At 50.1% G+C, this 24,807-nt stretch carries 18 protein-coding genes; 8 read left to right on the plus strand and 10 right to left on the minus strand.

The genetic code is table 11. The features are described 5' to 3' along the window. The coding region (locus ACTHMC_RS05615) for an outer membrane beta-barrel protein (protein ID WP_440411596.1) at positions 1-953 on the plus strand (953 nt) is incomplete at its 5' end. A 19-nt stretch (positions 954-972) separates the two neighbouring features. After that, positions 973-1,764 carry a GLPGLI family protein gene (locus ACTHMC_RS05620; protein ID WP_440411597.1) on the plus strand — a complete coding sequence of 264 codons (792 nt, stop codon included), beginning with the start codon at positions 973-975 and terminating at the stop codon, positions 1,762-1,764. A gap of 79 nt (positions 1,765-1,843) precedes the next feature. Here the strand turns inward: ACTHMC_RS05620 and ACTHMC_RS05625 are convergent, their stop codons facing one another. Genes ACTHMC_RS05625 through ACTHMC_RS05670 form a run of 10 tightly spaced genes read right to left on the minus strand, consistent with a single transcriptional unit; the run spans position 1,844 to position 10,609 of the window. Then, on the minus strand, positions 1,844-2,656 hold the full coding sequence (locus tag ACTHMC_RS05625; RefSeq protein ID WP_440411599.1) for a DUF4350 domain-containing protein: 813 nt from the start codon (positions 2,654-2,656) through the stop codon (positions 1,844-1,846). Between the two features lie 12 nt (positions 2,657-2,668). After that, positions 2,669-3,718: a Gfo/Idh/MocA family oxidoreductase gene (locus tag ACTHMC_RS05630; RefSeq protein WP_440411601.1), complete on the minus strand. Its 1,050-nt coding sequence runs from the start codon at positions 3,716-3,718 to the stop codon at positions 2,669-2,671. 41 nt (positions 3,719-3,759) lie between these two features. Next, positions 3,760-4,539: an SDR family oxidoreductase gene (locus tag ACTHMC_RS05635; RefSeq protein WP_440411603.1), complete on the minus strand. Its 780-nt coding sequence runs from the start codon at positions 4,537-4,539 to the stop codon at positions 3,760-3,762. A 14-nt stretch (positions 4,540-4,553) separates the two neighbouring features. Continuing rightward, positions 4,554-5,408 carry a fumarylacetoacetate hydrolase family protein gene (locus ACTHMC_RS05640; RefSeq protein WP_440411605.1) on the minus strand — a complete coding sequence of 285 codons (855 nt, stop codon included), beginning with the start codon at positions 5,406-5,408 and terminating at the stop codon, positions 4,554-4,556. 22 nt (positions 5,409-5,430) lie between these two features. After that, complete coding sequence (locus ACTHMC_RS05645) at positions 5,431-6,006, minus strand: LutC/YkgG family protein (RefSeq protein ID WP_440411607.1); 576 nt, start codon at positions 6,004-6,006, stop codon at positions 5,431-5,433. Next, a complete protein-coding gene (locus ACTHMC_RS05650; RefSeq protein ID WP_440411609.1) occupies positions 6,003-7,394 on the minus strand; it encodes a LutB/LldF family L-lactate oxidation iron-sulfur protein in 1,392 nt (463 codons plus the stop codon). Before ACTHMC_RS05650 ends, ACTHMC_RS05645 begins: the two co-directional genes overlap by 4 nt. 25 nt (positions 7,395-7,419) lie before the next feature. Further along, a complete protein-coding gene (locus ACTHMC_RS05655; protein ID WP_440411611.1) occupies positions 7,420-8,154 on the minus strand; it encodes a (Fe-S)-binding protein in 735 nt (244 codons plus the stop codon). Further along, positions 8,154-8,927 (minus strand): SDR family NAD(P)-dependent oxidoreductase, encoded by a 774-nt coding sequence (locus ACTHMC_RS05660; RefSeq protein WP_440411612.1) that lies wholly within the window; start codon positions 8,925-8,927, stop codon positions 8,154-8,156. The genes ACTHMC_RS05655 and ACTHMC_RS05660 overlap by 1 nt, the downstream gene beginning before the upstream one ends. A gap of 51 nt (positions 8,928-8,978) precedes the next feature. After that, the gene (gene fucP / locus ACTHMC_RS05665; protein WP_440411614.1) at positions 8,979-10,265 is read right to left on the minus strand and encodes an L-fucose:H+ symporter permease; all 1,287 of its coding nucleotides are present in this window, start codon (positions 10,263-10,265) and stop codon (positions 8,979-8,981) included. Between the two features lie 11 nt (positions 10,266-10,276). Further along, complete coding sequence (locus tag ACTHMC_RS05670; protein WP_440411616.1) at positions 10,277-10,609, minus strand: L-rhamnose mutarotase; 333 nt, start codon at positions 10,607-10,609, stop codon at positions 10,277-10,279. Between the two features lie 339 nt (positions 10,610-10,948). Between ACTHMC_RS05670 and ACTHMC_RS05675 the strand changes: the two genes are divergently transcribed. The 6 genes from ACTHMC_RS05675 to ACTHMC_RS05700 all read left to right on the plus strand — a co-directional run bounded on the left by ACTHMC_RS05675 (position 10,949) and on the right by ACTHMC_RS05700 (position 24,787). Next, positions 10,949-13,999, plus strand: a complete 3,051-nt coding sequence (locus tag ACTHMC_RS05675; RefSeq protein ID WP_440411618.1) for a SusC/RagA family TonB-linked outer membrane protein — start codon at positions 10,949-10,951, stop codon at positions 13,997-13,999. An 11-nt stretch (positions 14,000-14,010) separates the two neighbouring features. Continuing rightward, positions 14,011-15,525: a RagB/SusD family nutrient uptake outer membrane protein gene (locus tag ACTHMC_RS05680; RefSeq protein WP_440411620.1), complete on the plus strand. Its 1,515-nt coding sequence runs from the start codon at positions 14,011-14,013 to the stop codon at positions 15,523-15,525. A 10-nt stretch (positions 15,526-15,535) separates the two neighbouring features. Beyond that, complete coding sequence (locus ACTHMC_RS05685) at positions 15,536-16,279, plus strand: hypothetical protein (RefSeq protein ID WP_440411622.1); 744 nt, start codon at positions 15,536-15,538, stop codon at positions 16,277-16,279. Positions 16,280-16,418: 139 nt separating this feature from the next. Beyond that, on the plus strand, positions 16,419-18,881 hold the full coding sequence (locus ACTHMC_RS05690; protein ID WP_440411624.1) for a glycoside hydrolase family 2 TIM barrel-domain containing protein: 2,463 nt from the start codon (positions 16,419-16,421) through the stop codon (positions 18,879-18,881). Between the two features lie 83 nt (positions 18,882-18,964). Then, positions 18,965-21,517 (plus strand): glycoside hydrolase family 95 protein, encoded by a 2,553-nt coding sequence (locus tag ACTHMC_RS05695; protein ID WP_440411625.1) that lies wholly within the window; start codon positions 18,965-18,967, stop codon positions 21,515-21,517. Positions 21,518-21,523: 6 nt separating this feature from the next. Further along, positions 21,524-24,787 (plus strand): alginate lyase family protein, encoded by a 3,264-nt coding sequence (locus ACTHMC_RS05700; RefSeq protein WP_440411627.1) that lies wholly within the window; start codon positions 21,524-21,526, stop codon positions 24,785-24,787. Positions 24,788-24,807: the final 20 nt, after the last annotated feature.

Consider the following 24,807-nt stretch of genomic DNA (forward strand, 5'->3'; position numbering starts at 1 on the left):
TGGATCTTGACCTGAACTCCAGAAGGAAACGTTCTTTCACCAATATTGCTCCTTATATCCGCACATCTTATACCATTGCAGGTTTTTCCAGCATCAGCCTTGACTACTCAGGATCCACCGTTCAACCATCGCTGGAACAATTACAACCTTTGCGTAAAAGTTCCGACCTGCTGAATATACAGGAAGGAAACCCTGACCTGGAACCTGGGTTTAATCACAACGTAAGTCTGCGGTACATGGGAGGCAATTTCAAGAAAGAGTTCATGTTCATGCTGATGGCTTCAGGTGGACTTACCAACAATGCCATTATCAATGCCACTACCATCACAGAGCAGAACAGAAGGATCAGCCGGTATGTGAATGTGGATGGCTTGCCAAGTATAACGGCCGGGCTCAACGTGAACAAGGGCTGGCGTAAAACAGGCTTTCATATCGGTGGTAACCTCAGCTACAGCAGGAGTGGAAGCTATTCCATCATGAACGGCCAGCAGTTCAAATCGCTCAATAACAGCTATAGTGTGGGCGCCAATGCAAGGTATGAGTTGAAAGAACTGATGGAAGTTTCTTATATGGCCAATGTAAATTTGTCGGATGGTAATACACAGTTCCCCAACCAGATAAAAACCAGGAATTTCACCCATACTCATTCTGTAAGACTGGATATAGAACTGCCGGGTAAAGTGTTTTTACAATCTGATGTACAGGCCAGGTTCAATCCGGGTAACAGTTCTTTTGCCAACAGTGTGAATGTGGTAACCTGGGATGCTTCAGTGGAAAAGAAATTCCTGGCCAATGATCAGCTGGTGTTCAAGGCCAGGGTCAATGATATCCTGAATAAGAATACCGGGTATTCCCGTACTATTGACGGCGCCAACTGGAATGAATCCAATGGCTTTGTATTGCGCAGGTATTTCATGTTCTCTGTGGCCTGGAATTTCGGTGGCTCTCTCTGATAAACCTTTAAAAGTTTTTATGAAAAATATCATCCTCTCCATATTGTTCCTCACTGCTGCATTCAATGGCATGACACAGGACTTTTTATCCGTTGGCCGTATTGAATATGAAAAGAAAGTGAACCTGAAAAGGGCCTTTGCAGAATTCAGCCAGAACTTTAAACAATCCGGCCGTACTAACGCTATTGCCATTGGAGGTGGTGGCGGTGACGGCCCGGAGTTTATGACCATCAAGAAAGAAATACTGTTTTCCGGCGATAAGATTTTATACCGTGGCATAGGAGAACAGGGATTTCACGGAATGGGCGGCACAAATGTAACGGTGTTCACCGATCTGCAGGAGCGCAAATCCACTTTTAAGACAGGCTTTGGTGAATCGTTCGTGTTTGAGGATTCCCTCAAATTCATCCGCTGGCAGATTGGCGATGAAACCCGTTCCATTGCCGGTTTCAAATGCCGCAAAGCGATAGGAGTGATGATGGACAGTGTATATGTGGTTGCCTTCTATTGCCCCGAGATCCTGCCACAGGGAGGCCCTGAATATTTTAACGGACTGCCCGGTATGATCCTTGGCCTCGCGATCCCCCGCCTCCATACAACCTGGTTTGCCACAAAAATCCAGATCACCGGTGTTGATGAAAAGCTGATAGTAGCGCCGGCGCCTTCCAAAAAAGAAAAAGTGCTCACCATGCAGGAAGCAAGGGCCAAACAAAAGAAGGATATGGGTTTTATCCTGAAAGACGGTATACCCAATGAAGTACTGGACAGTAACCTCAAAGGCATTAATGTCAAGGGTATGTTCGATTTTTGATTTGAATAGTTCTGAAATAAAAAAGCAATGGCCCGCAGATCATCTGCGGGCCATTGCTTTTTTATTGGTTTTCTTTTTATCAACGTTTTGCCTGGGCCAGTAACCAGTTGGCAAGATCGGTGGCAGCCTGCGGATTTTCAAACTCAGCGGGCAGTCTCTTCCCGTCGATATATTCATTATAGATCCAGGGATCCCCGATGGCCAGCACTTTTCCTTTTCCGTATTCAGAGACTGCCATGATCACATGGCCATCGTCTGTAAATACAGATTTAGCGGGCTTCTGAACAGTGAGGGTGCTGAGCTCTTTCAGAAAGATCTTCTTTGCATTGGGAAGGATCGGATGATTGGCCGGTACTTTGAATGCGCCCTGCTCGTATTGATTGTTGATCACCAGGTGGTACCTGTCTTCATTGAAATGGATACCGAACCTGTTGGCGAGCTGGTTGAAATGTTTGAACTCTGCATTGCCTGAATCGTTGGCCAGCAGCACCAGCACACCGCCTTTCTTTACCCAGTCGCTGATGGCTGTAATATGCTCAGGCAGGATATAATTGGGGTTGGCGGTCTCCTTTTCGTTATCGGCATCCACAATAATGTAAACACCTGCACGCGCCAGATTGCCCGCGGTAGGGGCCTCGCCCAGCGAATCTGTTATGACGCCCGCTGCACGAAAGCGCTCTCCCCACATGCTGAAACCGCTGTTGGTAGGGTCTTCCCAGGTATAGTGGAATCTTTCCGTATTTCCGGATTTGTCTTTTCTGTATTCGTGATTGAAATAGTAATCCAGCAGTACGGTTTTCTGTTTGGTGTTATTGCCGGGCTGTGCTACAGTGCAGGATTGCAGGGCCAGTAAACTGCCGGCCAGAAAAAGGAAAAAGCGGGAAGGTTTCATTGATGACGGGGTTTATAATTCAACGATTCTTTTTTGCTCCTGGCTTTTGTAAGCCGCTTCAATGATGCGGATGGTATTGGTGCCCGCGCTGGCCGGTACAAATTTGTCTTCAAACAAACTGTTCTGAATGGCATCATACAGGCCTTCATAGAACCGGCCGTAATCTCCGGTCCCGGACGGGACTACGATCTTTTTCGGTTGACCATCAATGTTGGTATGGAGCAGTCCGGCTGATCCTGGCTCTTCCACTCCCCAGCTCTCATCAACGGGCATCAGTCCTGCCTGCAGTTTCACTTCCTGCACATCGGCCCGCTGTTTGATAAAGGAGCCATTGGTGCCATGGAAAACATAGGCGGGGATGGGCTCCATCACCGTGTAGCCACTTTTGAGGCGCACACGGAGCTGGGGATAGTATAATAAGATCTCAAAGTAATCATCCACCAGTGAGTGGGGGCGGAGCTTCATGATATCGGCAAATACGGCCTGGGGCATGCCGAAGAGCCAGAGTGCCTGATCGATCACATGAGGCCCCAGATCATACAGAACACCGGTTCCTTTAACGGCCACTTCCTTGTGAGGCTTGGGGCTGAGGATCTGGTTATACCGGTCGTAATGGATCTCTGCTTCCACAATGGTACCGAGCGCGCCTTCTTCGATTACCCGGCGTACAGTGGTGATATCACTGTCGAACCGGCGGTTCTGATAAACGGAAATGATCCTGTCCTGTTGTACAGCCAGTTCTTCCAGTTCTATTGCTTCTGCTACCGTAACTGTGAATGGTTTTTCCACCACCACATGTTTGCCGGCCAGCAGGGCTTCTTTCGTATATCCGAAATGTGTAATATTCGGCGTGTTGATCACTACCAGGTCCACATCGGGATCGGTAAGTATCTCTTCATAGGTATCATAGCTGATGATGCCGGGATAGAGTTCTGCAGCGGTTTTCTTGCTTCTTTCCCATACGCCGCGGAGTATGAAACCCGGGTTCTGCTGAATGAAAGGAGCATGGAAAATCTTACCCGACATTCCGAATGAGCACAGTGCTGTACGAATTTGTTGCATACTTCCACTTTTGAATGTAGCTGCAATATAATGTAATCCGGTTAGAGACTTCTGTCGAGATGCACATAACCTCCATCCACATGGATCAGCTGACCCGTGGTATGGCTGCTGCGTTCACTCAGGAGAAAGGCAGTGGTATTGGCGATCTCTTCGGCAGTGGTCATTCGATTGCCCAGCGGGATCCTCTTTACGATGTTGGCCAGCTTCTCTTCCGGGTTGGGCAGGCTGTTGATCCAGGTCTCGTAGAGCGGTGTGTAACATTCAGCCACAATGATGGCATTCACGCGGATGCCATAGGGCAGGAGCTCTACAGCCCATTCGCGGGTGAGCGCATTGCGGCCACCGTTGGAAGCGGCATAGGCGGAAGTGCCGCCCTGACCGGTCTCTGCGGTTTTGGAACTGATATTCACGATAGCTCCCTTACTGGCTTTCAGGGCTGGAAGCGCATGATGCGCCATCAGGTAGTAATGCACCAGGTTCTTGTGCAGGGAAGCGACGAAAGCATCATAACTTCCTTGCTCCAGGCTCACACCATCATTTACGCCTGCATTGTTCACGAGGCCGTCGATGCGACCAAACTCCTTCAGAATGGCATCAACGGCATTCTTGCTGGCAGCCGGGTCAGTCAGTTCGGCTTCCACCTGCCAGGCATTGCCCCCACTGGCTTTGATAGCATCCACCACTTTCTGGTTGTCGGCCGCTTTGCGGCCGATGATCACGGGGATGGCGCCTTCGCGCGCCAGTACCCGGGCAATGCCTTCGCCGATGCCTTTGGCGCCACCTGTAACGGCAATCACTTTATGTTGAAGTTGGAGATCCATTTTTTTTCTTTTGATTATTTTGTCCAGGCCTTAGCCGTTTGTTTGCTTGTACCCAGTCCATCGATGCCCAGTTCCATCACATCACCTTCTTTTATATAGACAGGATCCGGCTTCTGACCAAGGCCCACGCCTGCAGGAGTGCCTGTAGAGATCACATCTCCCGGAAGCAGGGTCATGAACTGGCTCAGGTAATGCACCAGGAAGGGAATGTTGAAAATGAAATTACTGGTATTGCCATCCTGCATGGTCTTGCCATTAACGGTAAGCCATAAACGAAGATTATGAGGATTGCCCACTTCATCTTTGGTGGCGATCCACGGACCTAGCGGAGCGAACGTGTCGCAGCTCTTTCCTTTCACCCACTGACCACCACGTTCCAGCTGGAATTCCCTTTCGCTGTAATCGTTGTGAAGACAGTAACCAGCTACATAATCCATGGCTTCGGCTTCTTCTACATAGCTGGCTTTCTTACCGATCACTACGGCCAGCTCCACTTCCCAGTCTGTTTTCACACTGTTGCGGGGGATCACCAGATCGTCATTCGGGCCTACCAGGGCAGTAGTGGCTTTGAAGAATACCACCGGCTCTTTGGGAGCGGCCATATTGCTTTCAGCGGCATGGTCTGCATAGTTCAGACCGATGCAGATGATCTTGGATGGCCTGGAAAGGGGGCTTGCCCAGCGTACGCCGGCAGGTACTTCAGGCAGGTTGGGCTGTTTGTTCAGCTGCGCCTGCAGCGCTTCAATACCATTGCCGGTAAAGAAGTCTTCGTTGAAATCAGCAACCAGTTCACTCACATCATACCGTTTGTTGTTGATCACAACGCCTGGTTTCTCATTGCCGGGGTTTCCAAATCTGATCAGTTTCATGTACAGTTTATTTAATAGTTTTTTATGCTTGTTGATCCACTAATATCACCAGCAGGCTCTTAGCGCCATGAGCGCCGATCACCAGTGATTGTTCAATATCCGCGGTCTTCGACGGACCGGCGATGAACACGCCGAATCCTTCCTGGGTTGTATCGATGGCTGCATAGGCAGCATGCATGCTGTCTACCAGCCTGCTTTTTTCCAGTACCAGCACCAGGTGCTGAGTAATGAATGGGAGTGCACGGCTGATGCAATCCGATTCCTGCAACCAGATGGCACCGTTCTCTGCCACTCCCAGCCTGCCTTCCAGTACGGTGACATCGATATTGGCCATATCGTGCAACAGGGCCTGGTTGCTGTTGCGGGGATGGTTCACAAAATCAGCGATACGGTGCAGCTGCGGAAAATGCTCCTGCACGGTGGCCGCGATCTCCTTACGGTCTTTCAGTTCCACCACCAGGCCGCCCACACGTTCCAGTGAGGCAACAAAATGGGGGAGACGTTCTTCTCCGGATGGAAGATACTGAAAGGAAGCGGGAGCCGCTACCAGGGCGGGTTTGTTTTTTTTGATCGCATCAAGGATCTGCTGCCTGCTCACTTCGGTTGTTTTTTGGATGACTGTTGCTGGTACCATTCGCGGAAGCTCTGTTCCGGTACTTCAGGAAGTTCCCGCTGCTTACCCCAGGGATTGAGGCGGCCATTCACGGCCAGGCGTGGAAACCATTTCAGTAACTTACGGGCAACCTTACCCGAAAAGGAATATTTTCCGGAAGATGACAGTACATTGCCCATCACTTTCATGGCAGCTTTTTTACCAGCCGGCGCATGGCCTTCGCGGGTAAGCACCTGCCGCCACTGGTACAGCTGATTATGGATATCGATCTTCACCGGGCATACATCCGAGCAGCTGCCGCAGAGGGTGGATGCAAAGGGAAGGTCGGCATATTCTTTCATGTCGATATTCGGCGCCAGGATGGCCCCGATCGGCCCTGCCACTGCATTGTGGTAGCTATGCCCCCCACTGCGGCGGTACACGGGACAGGTATTCATACACGCTCCGCAGCGGATGCATTTGAGTGAATTGCGGAAGGCCTCGCGGCCCAGCTGGGTAGTGCGGCCATTGTCCACGATCACGATATGCATTTCTGTACCGGGTGCCGGCTTGCGGAAATGACTGTTGTAGGTAGTGATGGCCTGACCGGTAGCACTCCTGGCCAGCAGGCGCAGGAACACGCCCAGGTCGGCGGTTGCCGGGATCACTTTCTCGATGCCCATACAGGCGATATGCACTTTGGCCAGGTGGGCGCCCAGGTCTGCATTGCCTTCATTGGTGCAGACCACCACGGCCCCGGTTTCCGCCACGGCAAAGTTCACGCCCGTGATGGCGGCGTCCGCTGCCAGGAATTTCTGTCGCAGGTGCTCGCGTGCGGCAGCAGTAAGGTATTGCGGATCGCTGGCCCCTGCTTCTGTTCCAAGATGTTCATGGAAGAGCTCGCCCACTTCTTCTTTTTTGATATGGATAGCGGGCAGCACGATATGGCTGGGTGGTTCTTTTCTTAACTGAACGATGCGTTCTCCGAGATCGGTGTCCACTACTTCGATGCCATGCTTTTCCAGGAAGGGATTGAGATGACATTCTTCCGTGAGCATGCTCTTGCTCTTCACTATCTTTTTTGCGCCGCACTTTTGAAGCAGTTGCAACACGATATTGTTGTGGGCATTGGCATCTGCCGCCCAGTGAACGGTTACGCCGTTGGCGATGGCCTGTTCTTCAAAATGCTGCAGGTATGCATCCAGGTTAGAGAGGGTATGTGATTTGATGGCGGAAGCCTGGTTCCGCAGCTCCTCCCAGTCTGGTACAGTCTGTGCGATGCGGTCCCGCTTGGCTCTTACGAACCAGAGGGCATCATCGTGCCATTTCATCCGCTCCGTGTTCTTCAAGAAGTCGTGCGCCGCTTTGGGGTGTGAATGATGGGTAAAACTCATGCTTTCAGCTTCTGTATATTCTCTGTTAGGAGCCTGCCAGGATCTCCGCGATATGCATCACCCTGATTGGCAGTTTTTGTCTTCTTATCAGTCCTTCCTGGTGCATGAGGCAGCTCATATCTGTACCGGTGAGCACTTCCGCACCATGCTGCTGATAGTCGTTCACCTTTGATTGTCCCATGGCCACTGATACCGCTTCTTCCGTAACGCAGAATGTGCCGCCGAAGCCGCAGCATTCATCGCCCCTCTTGAGCGGCACCATTTCTATCCCTTGTACCATCTGCAGCAATTGCAGTGGTTTGGAGAAGAAGGGGAGCATGCGCTCACTGGAGGATCCCAGCTGTAAGCCGCGCTGTCCGTGGCATCCCTGGTGCAGGGCCACTTTGCCGTTGAACTGAGCATTAAGCTCCGTGATCTTCAGCACGTCCGTCAGGAACTCACATAGCTCATACACACGCTGGCGGATGGCGGTGGCGCCCGCCTCATTGGTATCATCATGCAGGTGGTCCTTCACATGCAGCACGCAGCTGCCGGAAGGACTTACGATATAATCATACCCCGCAAAATTCTGTACGAAGTTGCGGTTGCATCCTTTGGTATAGTCTTCAAAACCTCCGTTGGCCATGGGCTGGCCGCAGCAGGTTTGTCCGGTTGGAAACTCCACATCCACTCCAAGCCTGGTAAGCAGGTTCAGTGTGGCGATGGCTACTTTGGGATAGAACTGGTCTACATAACAAGGCACAAAAAGGGCAACGCGCATCAGCTGTTCAGTTTTATATAACCACCGTCGATGGGATAATCGGTACCGGTAATGAAGCCGGCTTCATCGCTGCTCAGGTAGAGTACCAGGCTGGCGATTTCATCCGGGGAGGCCATGCGCCCGATGGGCTGTGACTTCGACAGCTTCTCGAACATTTCAGCTTCCTGGCCGGGGTAATTATTTTTCAGGAACCCGTCCACAAACGGCGTATGCACGCGGGCGGGCGATACGGAGTTGCAGCGGATGCCATCTTTGATATAGTCTTTGGCTACTGAGAGGGTCATGGCCATCACGGCGCCTTTGGCGGTGGAGTATACGAAGCGGTCGCTCAGTCCCACCCAGGCCGCAATGCTGGCCATATTGGTGATCACGCCACCGCCTGCTGCTTTCATCTGCGGGATGGAGGCATACAGGCAATTATACACGCCTTTCACGTTCACATTCATCACACGGTCAAAATCTGCTTCCTGTGTATTGTCGGCTTTTCCGATATGCGCGATCCCGGCATTGTTCACCAGGATATGATGAGGGCCGATAGCATTGAAAACATTCACTACATCCTGCTGGATGGTTACATTACAGGCATGCACATGCGCTTTTCCGCCTGCCGCTGTGATCTCTTTCAAAGCATCAGCGCCACTGGCTTCGCTCAGTTCAATGATATGCACGGTGGCGCCCTGTTTGGCAAACAGGGTGGCAATGGCCTTTCCGATACCACTTCCTCCACCTGTTACTACTGCCTGTTTGTCTTTTAAAGAGAACATGTTTTTCATTTAAAAAAGAATGCTGAAATTAATATGATACAGTAATTGAACTATCCTGATCTATGCTGTCCTGATCTTATGGCCTTTCCAGCCGAAATATGCCACTACTACAAAGCAGACCAGCGGAATGCTGTAACCGTACTGGATATTCTTTGTAAGATCGGCAATATATCCCAGCACCGGTGGCAACAATGCGCCGCCAACGATACTCATAACAATGAGGCTGGATCCCAGTTTGGTGTCTTTTCCGAGGTCTTTGATTCCAAGGGAAAAGATGGTAGGGAACATGATGCTCATGAAGAAGGCGATGCCGATCAGCGCATACACGGTGATCATGCCTTCCGCGAAGATGGCAACGAGCGAAAGCAGCACATTGATGAGTGAGTAAATAGTGAGCAGTTTTGCCGGAGCGATGTATTTCATCAGGAAAGTACCGGCGAAGCGGCCACCCATGAATGCAAGGCCGTAACCCAAACCAAGATAATAAGAGGCCACTGTTTCCTTGATATTCGCAGCTTTCATGGCAATTACAATAAAGAAGCTGCTCACGCATACCTGCGCGCCTACATAGAAGAATTGAGCGATCACAGCCCAGGTAAGGTGACGGTGTTTGAAAGCATGCAAGGGATTGCCACTGCCATCTTTACTGCCTTCTTCTTTGGTATCAGGCATTTTAGTGACCCAGATCAGAATTGCAACCAGTAGAATAACTATCCCTAAGATCAGGTAGGGTAATTTAACGCTGTCTGCTTCCGATTGCAGGTAGGCATTTCTTGCCTGGTCTGTCATGGCAGCCAGCTGAGCATCTGTATAATCAGTACCGGAGAAGATCATTTTACCGCCAATCATGGGGGCTACCAGCGCAGCCAGTCCGTTGAAAGACTGTGCCAGGTTGAGGCGCTGGGTGGCGGAACTCTCCGGACCCAATACCGTAGCATAGGGGTTGGCGGCGGTTTCCAGGAAGGTGAGGCCACAGGCGATCACGAAGAGTGCTCCTAAAAAGAAAATATATTCTCGGGTATTGGCTGCGGGGATAAAGAGAAATGAGCCCACAGCAAATAAGATCAGTCCGATGAGTATCCCTGATTTATAACCAAACTTACGCATCACGAAGCCGGCTGGTAATGCCAGCAGGAAATAAGCGATAAATACGGCAGAGTCTACCAGCGATGCCTGGAGATTGCTCAGCCGGAATGCTTTTCTGAGATGCGGAATAAGAATAGGATCGAGGTTATGTACAAAGCCCCAGAAAAAGAAAAGGCTGGTGACCAGGATGAAGGGGAGCAGCATTGTCTTCCCTGCGGAGGAGGCGGGAATTTTTACAGTAGTTGGTGAAGCAAGCGCCATGTATCGTTAGTTTAGAGTTGAAATATTTTTTTCATCGGCATCCATTTCTCTCCGGGCTTTGCAGTGGGCAGGGCCTGCTGGTAGTTCCACATCAGTTCTTCCCATTGCTGCACTTTGGGGTTGGCTGCATCCGCCGCATGCTTCTTTTCAAAGGAAAAACTGTCATGCACTTCCATGATCATGAACAGGCGGTTCTCTACCCGGTAGATCTGCAGGTCTTCAATACCTGCCTCTTTGATACTCGCAATGATCTCCGGCCATACCGCCTGGTGGTAGGCTTCATATTCATTAATAAGCTCCGTATTCTTTTTCAGGTCCAGGGCAAAGCAATGTCTATGGCTCATTTGGAAGCAGTATTTCGATGATTTGTAAACTCAATATTCATGTATTTTGGCAAATATTCCACCCTAATGCCAAAATAGCTTACTAGTATGGCAATTGCAGCAAATAAGAGCATTGCCAAAATAGATTACTACTATGTTAAAAGGATCAAAACAGGTCAATTGGTTAGTGGCTTATATTGCAACTGTTTAAAAGCAAACCCTTTCCGGGATGGTTTTTACTGGTTAGCCCCCGGAAAAGAACTACCAAATTTTCTAAAATGTGACTGCTGTATGAAAAAGACCTGCCATGCTTCAACCCCGGCATGCTCCAACCAACGCCGGGTTGTTACACTATTTCTATTGGTCCAGCTATTTTGGGCGCTTCCCCTGGCGGCGCAACAGATCCCCGTTACAGGTATCGTAAAAGACGCTAAGGGCGAGCTGCTCAAAGGAGCCAGTGTTAACATCAAAGGAACATCAACGGGCACCACCACAAACGATGGCGGTGTTTTCTCCCTGAATGTTCCCAATGAAAAAGCCATTCTTGTAATTTCAATTGTAGGCCATGCCACCCAGGAAATAACAGTGGGAAAGGAACGCACTTTCAATATCGAATTGAAAGAAGGAAGCGGCAACCCCCTGGACGAAGTGGTGGTGATCGGATATGGGGCCACCATGCGGAAACGCGATCTGGGAGGTTCCATCTCTTCCGTAGGCAAGAAGCAGATCGCCGAGCGTCAGCCGGTGACCCTTTTTGATGCCCTGCAGGGACAGGCTGCCGGTGTACTGGTGACCAATGATAACGGTGATCCTGCCGGTCAGGGTACCATCCAGATCCGCGGTGCCTCTACCATCAACTCCGGTAACGGTCCGCTCTATGTGATCGACGGAGTACTGAGTGAGAATGGTTTTACTTTTGTGAATCCCGCAGATATTGAATCTATCGAGATACTGAAGGATGCCGCCTCCACTACCATTTATGGCGCACGTGGCGCCAACGGCGTTATCATCATTACCACCAAAAGAGGCAGGGACGGTAAATCCCAGGTGAACGTAAGCTATAACCATATCATGGGTAAACTGGCCCATAAGATGCGCACCACTTCCGCCGATGAACTGCGCGAATACCGCAGAATGCGGGGAGACGGAAACCAGGGGGTGAACGTGGATTCCGTGAACCCTTACCTGAATTCCGATAATGATTACCAGGACCTGCTCTTCAGAACAGCCAACAAGGATGTACTGAGCATGAGCATCTCCGGGGCACAGAAAGGCGGAGCCAATTATTATGCGAGCATCAATTATACGGACGACCGCTCCATTGTGATCAACAGCTGGATCAAACGCATTCAGTCCAAGGTCAACGTAGGATATAACCTGAGCAAGAAATTCACTGCAGCACATAACCTTACCATAGTTTATCAGACCGGCAACAACGTACCCGTGGGCAATACGGCCAAGCAGGTATGGGAGCGTAACCCCTGGACCAGCATTTACAGGCCGGACGGACAGCTGAGCAGCTACGTGGAATCCAAAAGGAACCCGGTAGCGGTGGCGATGATGACCAAGAACAATGATAATAATTATACCATCCAGCTGAACAATACCCTGAACTACCAGTTCTCACCGGATCTGAAGTTCACCACCATGTTCAATGCCATCCTGGAGGACCTGAGCAATAAACAGTTCTCCCCGGCCTACCTCACCAGTGGAGGAACCGGAGATGCAACGGGAAGCAATTATATGGCCCGCAGATTTTACTGGGAAGCACAGGCTTTCTTCAACTATAAGAAAAGCTTCGGTGATCATGATCTGTCGGCTACACTGGGTGTCAGTGCCGACAGGAGAAAGTTTGAAACCTACGAGATCGGTATGTACCGATACCTCAGTGAAGACATCAATGTGTCAAACGCAGGGGTGATCGATCTTACCAAAACATCCACCGGAGGTACTGCCAATGCCGATGCATCTGCGTTCGGCCGACTGGGGTACACTTATCAGGGTAAGTACATTCTGCAGGCATCTGCCAGACGTGATGGCTCTTCCCGTTTCGGACAGAATAATAAATTCGGGACTTTCTTCTCCGGTTCAGCAGCATGGCGCTTCTCCCAGGAGAAGTTCATGGACTGGGCTTCCGGTTTTCTGCAGGATGCCAAACTGCGATACAGCATCGGTCAGTCAGGTAATGACCGCATCGGTGATTATGCTTCGTATTCAAACATGATTTTCGGCGAGCAGTTTTACAATGGCCAGAGCGCTGCCGCTCCTTCCGACAGATTGGGTAACAGCAACCTCAAATGGGAGACCACCACCACTTCCAACCTGGGGCTTGAGTTTTCTGTACTGAGGAACAGGTTGAACTTCACTGCTGAGTACTATGTGAAGAAAACCACTGACCTGTTGTATGATGTGGAGCTTCCAAAAGAAAGTGGCAAAAGTATCGTAGCCAAAAACCTGGGTAATATCAGGAATGAAGGGTTTGAATTCACTGTACAGGGTACACCGGTTCAGACAAAGAACTTCAGCCTGGAAATAGGAGGTAACGTCTCTGTGATGAGAGGCTCTATCGATAAGCTGAATTCCAGTTCCGCCATGATCATCAACCAGTGGTTGCTGAGAGAAGGTGGAAGGATCGGTGATTTTTACCTCTGGAAGAACCTGGGTGTTTACCAGTGGAACGAATCCAATGCCTACAACGAAAAGGGAGAGCGCCTCAATGTTGTGCTGGGCAGCAATGGTACCCCGAATGGCTCCTACACGGATGCTACCGGCAAAGCTTACACCGGACAGATCTTTACCAAGAGCCGTAACGGCAGCAAACTGCTGGGTGGTGATACCGAGTGGTTGGATGTGAACAATGATGGTATCATCGATGATTATGATAAGATCATTGCAGGTAATGCCATCCCTGATTATTTCTTCGGCTTCAACACTACCATCCGCTATAAGAATATTTCATTGAACCTCCTGTTCAACGGACAGATCGGAAACGAGATCTATAACAGTGTCCGCGGTGAACAGAACAGGAATAACTCCACGTATTCTCCTCCCATCTGGGATGCCATTGTGAATGCATGGTGGAAACCGGGTGATGTGGCCATCTACCCACGGTTTGCTTCCAAAGATGATCGCGGCAGCATGGCTCCGGGCTATAATAGCCTGTACCTGGAAGATGGTTCTTATATCCGCCTTACCAGCGCACGCCTCAATTATTCAATTCCCGCAGAACTGGTACGCAAGTGGAAACTCAGTACGGCCAATATCTTCCTGTATGGCACCAACCTGCTGATGTGGACCAATTACTCCTGGTATGATCCCGAGTTCTCTTCCAATGGTTTGCAGATCGGTCTGGATAATGGAAAGTATCCCAAGAGAAGGGAAGTGGGCATAGGTATCAATGTTAACCTTTAAACGATTGCACAATGAAAAAGACAATTCTCAATATAGCGATGCTGGCAACGCTGGCTGTTACTTCCGGAGGTTGTGAGAAGTTCCTGGATGAACGTCCACTCACACAGGTGCCCGTTGAAAGTTATTTCAAGAACACCAAGGATATCAACGCAGCCCTCACCGGCGTTTATGCTTCCTTACAAATGGAAATGACAGGTGGTGGCACCGGTAGCACCTGGGGTAAATATTATTTCTGGGGCGAAGGACGTGCAGATAATTTCGATAAAACACAATACAATTTTGCACATGCACTGGAGATCGCTTTCAATGGTCTCACTGCAGGTAATGCCGCGTCTAACTGGACAGGCCTCTACCGCACTATCGGCAGGGCAAACAACTGTATCAAGAATATTCCACTGGTGCCGCAGTACGACAGAACCGCTACCAAAGCGATCATTGACAATGCCATGGCGCAATCCTATGCACTGCGAGCCCTCAGTTATTTCTGGATCGTAAGATTATGGGGCGATGCGCCGGTGTGGCTGGAACCTTACACCGATGTGAACGAGAATCCGCGCAAGGCAAGGGAATCAAAGGATAAGATCATCAACGAAGTGATCATCCCTGATCTTGAAAAGGCATATGAGCTCATCCCTAAAAATGCAACACCCTCCCAATGGCTGATCGGCGAAGGTGCCATCTGCGCCATCATGGCCGATGTGTATATGTGGAGGAACGAATACCAGAAAGCACTGCCCTGGTTCGATAACCTGTTCAAAGCAAAATCGCCTACGGGCAAGGTGTTTACCGGTATGAGCGCTGCTGACCTGGTGGCACAGGCCGATTGGAAGAAAGTATTCGTCAACGCAAATACCCACGAGAATATCTTCAGCATTCACTGGGATTTTGCCGTGAACGGTTGCGCCTGTACACCTGTATCCCTTTATCACAGCAACAGTCCCAATAAGATCGATTCTCTCACCTGGGTGGTCTGGCGCGATGCTGTGCCTGCCGACTGGAGAAGAACACAAACCATCGATTACAATGTGAGCGGTCTTCAGGACAGGCTACTGAAATTCTATCCGGCTCCCACATCCGGCAACCCGGTTTGGAATGATAATACCAAACAGGTACCAGTTTATCTCACCATGTACCGCCTCACTGACATGATGTTGTTATATGCAGAAGCAGTGAACCAGAACGGTGACCTGGTAACGGCACTCAAATGGCTGAACATTGTGCGCAACCGCGCCAACCTGCCTTCCTATCTCGATACGGATGCAGCCGTTGCAACCAAAGAAGCCATGCAGAATGCCCTCCTCAATGAGCGTCGCTGGGAACTGTTCGGTGAAGGCAAACGCTGGTTTGACCTGGTACGCACCAGAAAAGTACAGGAAGTGATGGATCCCATTCTCAAGATCAGGCAGCACAGGCAGGGCGTGGAAGAGATCGGGTTTGGATCGGATGAAAGGAAATGGCTCTGGCCCATCCACCGCACACTGATCGAAGACAATCCATTACTGAAGCAAAATGAACCTTACAACTAATTGTACAGTTATGAAAATCATCAAACTCAATATACCCGCAATTGCTTTGCTGCTGATGGTTGTTGCTACCAGCTGTAAAAAACTCAGCCTCCAGAAGGATTACAACCGCAAGCCCCATACGCTGAGCCCGTACCTGGAAAAAACAGCCGGCAAATACCTGACAGACCGCGCCACCGGTGTGGCTGCGCCTAATGATACACTCTTCGTATGGATGCTCCGAGGCATTCAGTATGCAGAGATCGATCTGGCCGAATATGAAAAATCAGGCAGAACCTTCGTGCTCCTTCATAACGACGCGATCCGCAGAGTGACCAGGGTAAGCAACAAAGACTCCATGCAGACCGATTGTTTCTTTGGCGCCAATTTCGTGAATGGAAAACCTGCTCAGAAATGGCAGGACTATCCGAAGGAATTTGTAAGGGATTATCTGTTATACCTGATCGCTACCAGCGTTCAGGACCATTACACCATCAAGGTGGCTGATGAAAACCAGGAAGTAGGTACACTGGCGGCGGCAGGCGCATTCAATGCATTGCCGGCAGGTGTTACCAGGCAGGCTACCTGGCCTTTTGATCCGGCCAATAATCCTAAATCACTTATCAGGTTCAAAGTGCTGAACTCTTCACCTTCCAATACATCGGATTATCCGATTGTGGTAAATGATGTAAGGAATGTGCGCACCAGCAGCCTGCTGGCTACCAATGGCACGGTGCATGTGATCGACAGGTATGTGCCGCCCACATTACTTCCCTGATGACGAGTGATGATCAGGCTTATAAAAATGTCAGAATCCTTTATACAAAGATCCGGCTCTGGCCGGGTCTTTTTCCTGTATATGGGATATCTTCATCCCTCCGATAATCGTGCTTTAATCGAAAACTGATACAAACGCAATGAACAGGAAGCTGGGCTCTTTATTGATGGCAATGGTGCTGCTGACAGGCAGTCTGCCTGCCGATGCGCAACAATCAAAAAGACTGAACGATAACTGGGAATTCCTGCAACAGGATCTGGGTGGTATCTGGGAAGCTATCCGCCCTGTGGGCAAGGGCAATCCCGAGAGCGTACCGCTCTGGAAGACCGTTACACTTCCTCACTGCGTGAATGCCATCGATGGTGTGGACCCCGATGTGAATTATTACCAGGGGCCTGCCTGGTACCGAACGCAGTTGACTATCAGTAACCCATATACGAAGGGTAGAACACTGCTTCATTTTGAAGGTGCCGGGCAGAAGATATCTGTATATGTGTACGATAAACTGGTGAAAACCCATGTTGGAGGATATGATGAATTCACGGCAGACATTACCGACGCGGTGGAAGCATTCACAAAGGATCCGGTGTTCCGGAAACAATTCAACGGAAAGATCCCGGTGAGCATACGAACCGATAATTCCCGCGACCTGGAAATGATCCCCAGCAGTTTATCAGATTTCAATATTTATGGCGGCATTTACCGGTACCTCAACCTGGTATATGTTCCGGCTGTATCCTTCGATAAATTATTTGTGAAAGCCGAAGTGGATAAAGATGGCAAAGCCGGCAAGCTGACCATCACTCCACGATTTTACGATCCCGCTTTTGAGGGAGGCGAAGCCGGCATCGAACTTCGTATTACAGATCCTGCCGGAAAACTCGTGCAACAGAAGACTGTGCCGATGCCAGTGGAAGGACCAGAGCCTGTAGAACTGGCATTGAAGAAACCACGTATATGGTCAACCGATAATCCGCAATTGTATACCATAGAGGCCGTTCTGAAAACCATTCATGGAGATGTGAAGCATACCGTCAGGACCGGATTCCGTCATACTGAATTTGTAGAAGAGGGGCCATTCCTGCTCAATGGTAAGCGGCTTCTGCTGCGCGGCACCCACCGCCATGAAGACCATGCCGGTGTTGGCGCTGCCATGACGGAGGATATGATGCGTAAAGAAATGATCATGATGAAGGAAATGGGCGTGAACTTTATCAGACTGGGGCATTACCAGCAAAGTCGCATCATCCTTCAACTCTGCGATAGCCTCGGCATCCTGGTATGGGAAGAAATTCCCTGGTGCCGTGGCGGCCTTGGCGGAAAGATCTACCGCGATCAGGCAAAGCGGATGCTGGTGAATATGATAGAACAACATTACAATCATCCTTCCGTATTCATCTGGGGACTGGGCAATGAGAACGACTGGCCCGGCGATTTTCCTGCGTTCAATAAAGACAGTATCCGCGCTTTTATGAGCGAACTCAATGATCTCAGTCATAACCTGGATCCCGATCGCAAAACGGCCATCCGCCGTTGCGATTTTTGTAAAGACATCGTGGATGTGTATTCTCCCTCCATCTGGGCAGGATGGTACCGCGGCATTTACACGGAATACAAGAGCGTATCCGAAATGGAAATGAAAAAAGTGAGACATTTCCTGCATGTGGAATGGGGTGGTGATTCTCATGCAGGCCGTCATTCCGAAAGTCCGGATAAAGCGCTGATGGCCGTGAAAGCCGGAGGTGCCGCGGATGAGCGCGCAGGCGATGCATCCCTGTATGGTGGTGCAGCGCGTGTGAGCAAGGATGGCGACTGGAGCGAATCCTATATCTGCAACCTGATCGACTGGCACCTGAAAGAACAGGAGACCATGCCCTGGCTCACGGGTACAGCACAATGGCCTTTCAAGGATTTCTCAACGCCCGTCCGTCCGGATAATCCTGTTCCTTACATGAACCAGAAAGGAGTAGTGGAAAGGGATTTCACGAAGAAAGAATCTTATTACGTTTTTCAGTCGTACTGGACCAGCACGCCCATGGTGCATATCTACGGTCATAACTGGCCGGTACGCTGGGGTGATGCAGGAGAAGAGAAGATGATCAAAGTGTATTCCAACTGCGATGAAGCGGAAGCATTCCTCAACGGTAAGAGTCTGGGCATAAAGAAACGCAGCAGCCAGGATTTTCCGGCGGCAGGACTGAGATGGGCCGCTGCTTTTAATAGAGGCAACAACACCATCAGGGTAATCGCAAAAAAAGGCAAAACCATCGTTACCGATTCCATCTCATTCCAGTACCAGACAGAAAAATGGAGCAAATCTGCACAGGTGAAACTGCAAAAGCTTTCCGAAGCAAACGGCATCGTAACTATGCAAGCCACTCTCCACGATGTCAATGGCGTTCAATGTTTAGATGCCGCCAACTGGATCCGCTTCACACTCGCCGGTGACGGCCAGCTGATCGACAACCAGGGAACATCATCCGGCTCCAAATACGTACAACTTTATAATGGCCGTGCCATCATCCGTATCAACACCAACAAGGGTAAATCAGTGCTCAGTGCAACAGTTCCATCTGTGCCCTCAGCCTTCGCAGAACTATAAAAATTATTCATGCTGTGCCCAGTCGCTCGCTGCTGGCGGGTGCCTTCTATTCCTTCGCCTCCGGCGAACAAAATCATCTGCCAATGAAACGATTCATCACCTTATTGCTCCTTGCTAATTCTCTCAGTGTTTTTGCACAATCCGATCCTGCACTGAAGCTCTGGTACAACCAGCCTGCTTCCATCTGGGAAGAAGCGCTGCCACTCGGCAATGGCAAAACAGGTGCCATGGTGTTCGGTGGTGTTACCCGCGAACGTTACCAGCTCAATGATAACACCCTCTGGAGCGGAGCTCCCGATCCCGGCAATAATCCCAATGGACCTTCGGTATTACCACAAGTCCGTGAAGCAGTTTTCAAAGGCGATTATGAACTGGCCGCAAAGCTCTGGAAGAAAATGCAGGGGCCATACTCTGCGCGTTACCTGCCACTGGGCGACCTGCAACTACAATTCGCCCATCCTGATTCTACCACCGAAAAATATTATCGCGATCTCGATCTCAACAGTGCCATCGCTACTGTCCGCTATACACAGAATGGCGTGGAATACACCCGTGAAGTATTTACCAGCTTTCCTGCAAAGGCAATGGTGGTAAGACTTACAGCCAGCAAAAAAGGCGCTTTGAATTTTAATGTGGCGCTCAGCAGCAAGCTGCGTTTCAAAACAAATGCAGCCGCGGCCAATCTCCTGGTGCTGAAAGGCAAAGCCCCGAAATTTGTGGCCAACCGTCCTTATGAACCTAAGCAGGTAGAATATGATGAGGATCCGAAAGGGGAAGGCATGACCTTTGAGATTCAGGTGAAAGTGGTGAATGAAGGTGGTACAGTGAAAGCAGGTGGCGATCAGCTGACTGTGAGCAATGCCAGCAGCGTTACCATCTATCTCACAGAAGCTACCAGTTTCAATGGTTTCAACCGTTCCGCCGGTTTACAGGGAAAGCATCCATCCATTGAAGCCATAGCCAATATGGGTAAGGTATCAGGCATTCCATACGACCAGTTGAGGAAAGCACATATAGCCGATTATCAATCTTTATTCAATCGCGTCAGTCTGAACCTGGGAACAGATGCGGAATCCCTGAAACTACCCACCGACCTCCGTTTGAAAACTTTCAGCAAACGTGGTGGTGATAATCCGCTGGTGACATTGTATTACCAGTTTGGCAGATACCTGATGATCGCGGCTTCACGTCCGGGTGGACGCCCTGCCAACCTGCAGGGCATCTGGAATGATCATGTGCAGCCACCATGGGGCAGCAATTATACCACCAATATCAATACCGAAATGAACTACTGGCTGGCGGAGAATACCAATCTCTCCGAATGTCACCAGCCGCTTTTCGCTTTTCTGAAAGAGCTGGCCGTAAATGGCGCTGTTACAGCCAAAGTGAATTACAATATCAATGAAGGCTGGGTAGTGCACCACAACTCGGATCTCTGGGCCAAGACCTCGCCGCCCGGAGGATATGAGTGGGATGAGAAGGGAGTGCCCCGCTGGAGTTGCTGGCCCATGGCCGGTGTATGGATGTCTACCCATCTCTGGGAGCATTATCTTTTTACAGGGGATCTGAAATTCCTGCGCGAGCAGGCATACCCGTTGATGAAAGGCGCTGCTCAGTTCCAGCTGCACTGGCTGCTTAACGATCCCGCGAGTGGATACCTGGTCACCAATCCCAGCACCTCACCGGAGAATACTTTGAAGAAAGACGGAAAGGAATACCAGGTGAGCATGGCTAGCACCATGGATATGTCGCTCATCAGGGAGTTGTTCAAAGCACTCGTCAAAGCTGCCGATATCCTGAAGATTGATGCAGATTTCAAAGCGAAACTGATAGATGCACACGCAAAGCTTTATCCCTATCATATTGGCCAGTACGGGCAGTTGCAGGAATGGTTCAAAGACTGGGACCAGCCTACTGATAAACACCGGCACCTGTCGCATTTGTACGGGCTCTATCCCGGCAGTCAGATCACCGTGGTGAATACGCCTGAACTGGCGGCAGCTGCCAAACAATCATTGATTCACCGTGGTGATGTAAGCACCGGCTGGTCCATGGCCTGGAAAGTGAACTGGTGGGCCAGGTTGCAGGATGCAGAACACGCTTACAAGATCCTCAGCGATGCCTTTACCTATATCAATCCAAATGAAGTCCGCGAAGTAATGGGCGGCGGCGGCACTTATCCGAATCTCTTTGATGCCCACCCTCCATTCCAGATAGATGGAAATTTCGGGGCTACTGCAGGTATCACAGAAATGCTGCTGCAGAGTCATGATGGCCGTATCAGCCTGTTGCCCGCATTACCCAAAGCCTGGCAGACAGGCGCTGTGCATGGAATCAAAGCAAGAGGAAATTTTACAGTGAGCATCAACTGGAATGATGGCGCGTTTAAAAAAGCTACCATATTATCCGGATCAGGCGGCAACTGCCGTATCCGTACAACCGTGCCCGTTAGAGTAATAGGTGCTGCCACTACGGAAGCCAGAAGAACCAATCCCAATCCGCTGGCATTTTCTAACGGCATTCCGGCGTACCGGATCGCAAATACTGCAGTCATTATTCCGCTGCCTGAACAGCAGGAATATGTGATCGATTTTCCCACCGTAAAAGGAAAGACCTATACCATTCTTCCTAAATAAGATTGTATGAAAATTTTTTCTAAAATTATAGTTGTAGCTGGCCTGCTTGTAAGCGCCAGTGTAATTGTAATAGCGCAGCAGCCTGCGTTCCAGCAGGTGGCCCCCGGTGTATGGAAGGCCGTGATCGGAAAGCCTGAAGCCTATAACCTGCTCAATGCCGCCGGCACACAGCCGAATAAACAGGCACTCGGAAATATGAGCAGGCCCACATTCCCGCTGCCTTTGGCTGAGATCAGTGCCACGGTACGTGACGGAAAAACCTATTTGCGTTTTCCCCTGGTGAAACAGGAACAGCTCTATGGGTTTGGACTGAACTTCCAGACCGTTCATCAGCGTGGTAAGATACTGCAATTGCATGTGGATCATTTCGGAGGAAAAGACAATGGCCGTAATCATGCGCCCACGCCTTTTTATGTAAGCTCCAACGGCTACGGCGTGTTCATCAACAGCGCCCGTTATCTTACTGTATATGCGGGTTCGGGCGTAAGAAAGGATAGTAAGAACTTTCCGGAAGCCCGTGATCGCAACCTTGATAAAAACTGGCAGTCGCGCCCTTATTCCGATGCTGTAGAGATACTGGTGCCGGCTGCCGGTGTGGAGATCTACATCTTTGCCGGTCCGAAAGCCATCGATGCGGTCCGACGTTTCAACCTGTACAATGGCGGTGGCTGCCTTCCGCCAAGATGGGGGCTTGGTTTTACGCAGCGTGTACAAAGATTGTACAATGATACTGCTGTAATAGAAGAAGCCAGTTTGTTTGAACAGAAAGGTTTTCCCCTTGATTTCATCGGTCTGGAACCTGGCTGGCAAAGTAAATCATATCCCTGTACTTTCGAGTGGGACAGTACCCGCTTTCCGCGCCCCGCGCAGTTTGTAGCCGATATGCGTAAACAGGGCATCCGCGTGAACCTCTGGCTCAATCCATATGTAAGCCCGGATGCAGGCATCTATAAATCCATCAGGCCTTTTACCGGCTCACACACCGTGTGGGTGGGAGCAGTGCCGGATCTCAATACACAGCAGGGGAGAAGCATTTTCTTCAATCAGCTTAAAAAGGATCAGGTATCCATTGGCGTTAGTGGATACAAAATAGACGAAGTGGATGGTTATGATCATTATCTATGGCCGGATGTTGCCACCTTCCCTTCAGGTGTCACTGCCGAACAGCAGCGTCAGACCTACGGACTGCTCATGCAGCGCTACAGCACCGATATGTTCCGTCAGCTGAACCAGCGCACATTCGGACTGGTGCGCGCCAGTAATGGTGGCGGCGCTTCTTTCCCGTATGTGATCTACAATGATTATTATAACCACGAAGATTTCATTACAGCGCTTATCAACAGCAGCTTTGCCGCGGTGCTCTGGACGCCCGAAGTGAGGGCCAGCAAAACAGGAGAGGAATGGCTGCGCCGTTTCCAGACCGTGGTATTCTCACCCATGGCCATGATCAATGCCTGGGCCAGCGGCACCAAGCCCTGGTCGTACCCGGAAGTGGCAGATCAGGTGAAAGAATTCGCATTGCTGCGCATGCAGATGATGCCTTACTGGTATTCTGAATTTGCGCGATATCATTTTGAAGGAACGCCCGTCTTCCGCGCCATGAACCTGGAAGATGGCTTTGTGCAGGAGATCAAAACAGAAAAGGTTGATCATAATCTCGAACAGAATCCATATGCGGAGGCACTTTCAAAAGAATGTAAAGACCAGTACATGGCTGGTGAATACCTGCTGGTGGCGCCGCTCTTCACCGGACAAACCTCCCGTAAAGTGATCCTGCCCCATGGTAAATGGTATGATTTCTATACAGGTGAATTTGCCGGTGACGGAGAAGTGATCACAGTCACACCGGGCCTCGATAAGATCCCTGTGTATGTAAAGGACGGAGGAGTGATTCCTATGATGCCGGCGCGTTTACATACTCCCGGAAAAGGAGAAATGGTGGACATCGAAGTAAGGCATTACGGAACGAAACCAACTACCTATAAGCTTTACGATGATGATGGCGAAACCTTCAATTATGAAAAAGGTGCATACAGCTGGAGGACCATCAGCATTCAGAAAAATGAACAGGGACAATTGACTGGCTCTGTATCAGCTGCTGAAAAAGGGAAGCCGAACACCATCGGGAAGGTCAGCTTTACATTCATGACCAAACCGGAAGGCACCAGCTCTATTAAGGCCAAAGCCATTGAAGTGCTGCGCAGCCAGGTGATTGCCGAAGCCGATAAAGCATTGACGGAAAAACCGGTTACTGTTACTGCAGCGTTCTCTCCCCGCAGTGCAGGAGGCCCCCATGATTTCTTTTCTGAAGGCGACTACTGGTGGCCAAACGAAAAATCAGCTGACAGTCCTTATGTTCAGAAGGATGGTATGACCAACCCTGATAATTTCACGGCACACCGTCATGCCATGATCCGCCTGAGCCGGCTGGTTGGTTCTCTCGCATCCGCCTGGCTGATCACCGGAAAAGAGGAATACCGTAAACAGGCGCTCCTGCATTGCAAGGCCTGGTTTGTAGATACCGCCACAAAGATGAACCCGAACCTGCTCTTCGCACAGGCTATCAAGGGACGTGCAACAGGCCGTGGTATCGGCATCATCGATACCATCCAATTAATGGAGGTGGTACAGGCCCTGATGCGCATGGATACTGTGTCCGGTGGTGACAGGGAGCTGATCAGCCAGATCCGCCGCTGGTTTGAAGAATACCTCCAATGGCTCACTACCCATCAGTATGGTAAGGATGAAATGAATGCGGCCAACAACCACGGTACCTGCTGGGTTATGCAGGTGGCAGCCTTTGCACGTTTCACCAATAATCAACAACTGATTGAATTCTGCAGGGACCGGTATAAGAAAGTGCTGCTGCCAAACCAGATGGCAGCCGATGGCAGCTTCCCACTGGAACTGAAGCGCACTAAACCTTATGGATATGCGCTTTTTAACCTGGATGCCATGACCATGACCTGCGAGATCCTCAGCACTCCAGGAAATGATCTCTGGAGCTTTACCACAGCGGATGGCCGCAATATCAAAAAAGCTATCAGTTATATGTATCCCTTCATTGCAGATAAGAACAAATGGCCATTCAGACAGGATGTAATGCACTGGAAGGAGTGGCCGGTAGCGCAGCCTGCCTTGCTGTTTGGTGCACAGGCTTTCAACCAGTCAGCCTGGTTCAATACCTGGCGGGAACTGGATCATGCACCCACAGAAGATGAAGTGATCCGCAACCTGCCCATACGTAACCCTATCATCTGGCTTAACTGATTATTACAGTAATGAAAAGA

This window comes from Pseudobacter sp., assembly GCF_051955275.1.
Lineage (GTDB): Bacteria > Bacteroidota > Bacteroidia > Chitinophagales > Chitinophagaceae > Pseudobacter.

What these genes read in the sequence shown, in the direction of transcription:
- ACTHMC_RS05640 (WP_440411605.1), bottom strand. Translation starts at nt 5,408, where the DNA reads ATGAAACTGATCAGATTTGGAAACCCCGGCAATGAGAAACCAGGCGTT.
- ACTHMC_RS05635 (WP_440411603.1), bottom strand. Translation starts at nt 4,539, where the DNA reads ATGGATCTCCAACTTCAACATAAAGTGATTGCCGTTACAGGTGGCGCC.
- ACTHMC_RS05660 (WP_440411612.1), bottom strand. Translation starts at nt 8,927, where the DNA reads ATGAAAAACATGTTCTCTTTAAAAGACAAACAGGCAGTAGTAACAGGT.
- ACTHMC_RS05680 (WP_440411620.1), top strand. Translation starts at nt 14,011, where the DNA reads ATGAAAAAGACAATTCTCAATATAGCGATGCTGGCAACGCTGGCTGTT.
- ACTHMC_RS05655 (WP_440411611.1), bottom strand. Translation starts at nt 8,154, where the DNA reads ATGCGCGTTGCCCTTTTTGTGCCTTGTTATGTAGACCAGTTCTATCCC.
- ACTHMC_RS05695 (WP_440411625.1), top strand. Translation starts at nt 18,965, where the DNA reads ATGAAACGATTCATCACCTTATTGCTCCTTGCTAATTCTCTCAGTGTT.
- ACTHMC_RS05630 (WP_440411601.1), bottom strand. Translation starts at nt 3,718, where the DNA reads ATGCAACAAATTCGTACAGCACTGTGCTCATTCGGAATGTCGGGTAAG.
- ACTHMC_RS05685 (WP_440411622.1), top strand. Translation starts at nt 15,536, where the DNA reads ATGAAAATCATCAAACTCAATATACCCGCAATTGCTTTGCTGCTGATG.
- fucP (WP_440411614.1), bottom strand. Translation starts at nt 10,265, where the DNA reads ATGGCGCTTGCTTCACCAACTACTGTAAAAATTCCCGCCTCCTCCGCA.
- ACTHMC_RS05690 (WP_440411624.1), top strand. Translation starts at nt 16,419, where the DNA reads ATGAACAGGAAGCTGGGCTCTTTATTGATGGCAATGGTGCTGCTGACA.
- ACTHMC_RS05700 (WP_440411627.1), top strand. Translation starts at nt 21,524, where the DNA reads ATGAAAATTTTTTCTAAAATTATAGTTGTAGCTGGCCTGCTTGTAAGC.
- ACTHMC_RS05620 (WP_440411597.1), top strand. Translation starts at nt 973, where the DNA reads ATGAAAAATATCATCCTCTCCATATTGTTCCTCACTGCTGCATTCAAT.
- ACTHMC_RS05650 (WP_440411609.1), bottom strand. Translation starts at nt 7,394, where the DNA reads ATGAGTTTTACCCATCATTCACACCCCAAAGCGGCGCACGACTTCTTG.
- ACTHMC_RS05625 (WP_440411599.1), bottom strand. Translation starts at nt 2,656, where the DNA reads ATGAAACCTTCCCGCTTTTTCCTTTTTCTGGCCGGCAGTTTACTGGCC.
- ACTHMC_RS05670 (WP_440411616.1), bottom strand. Translation starts at nt 10,609, where the DNA reads ATGAGCCATAGACATTGCTTTGCCCTGGACCTGAAAAAGAATACGGAG.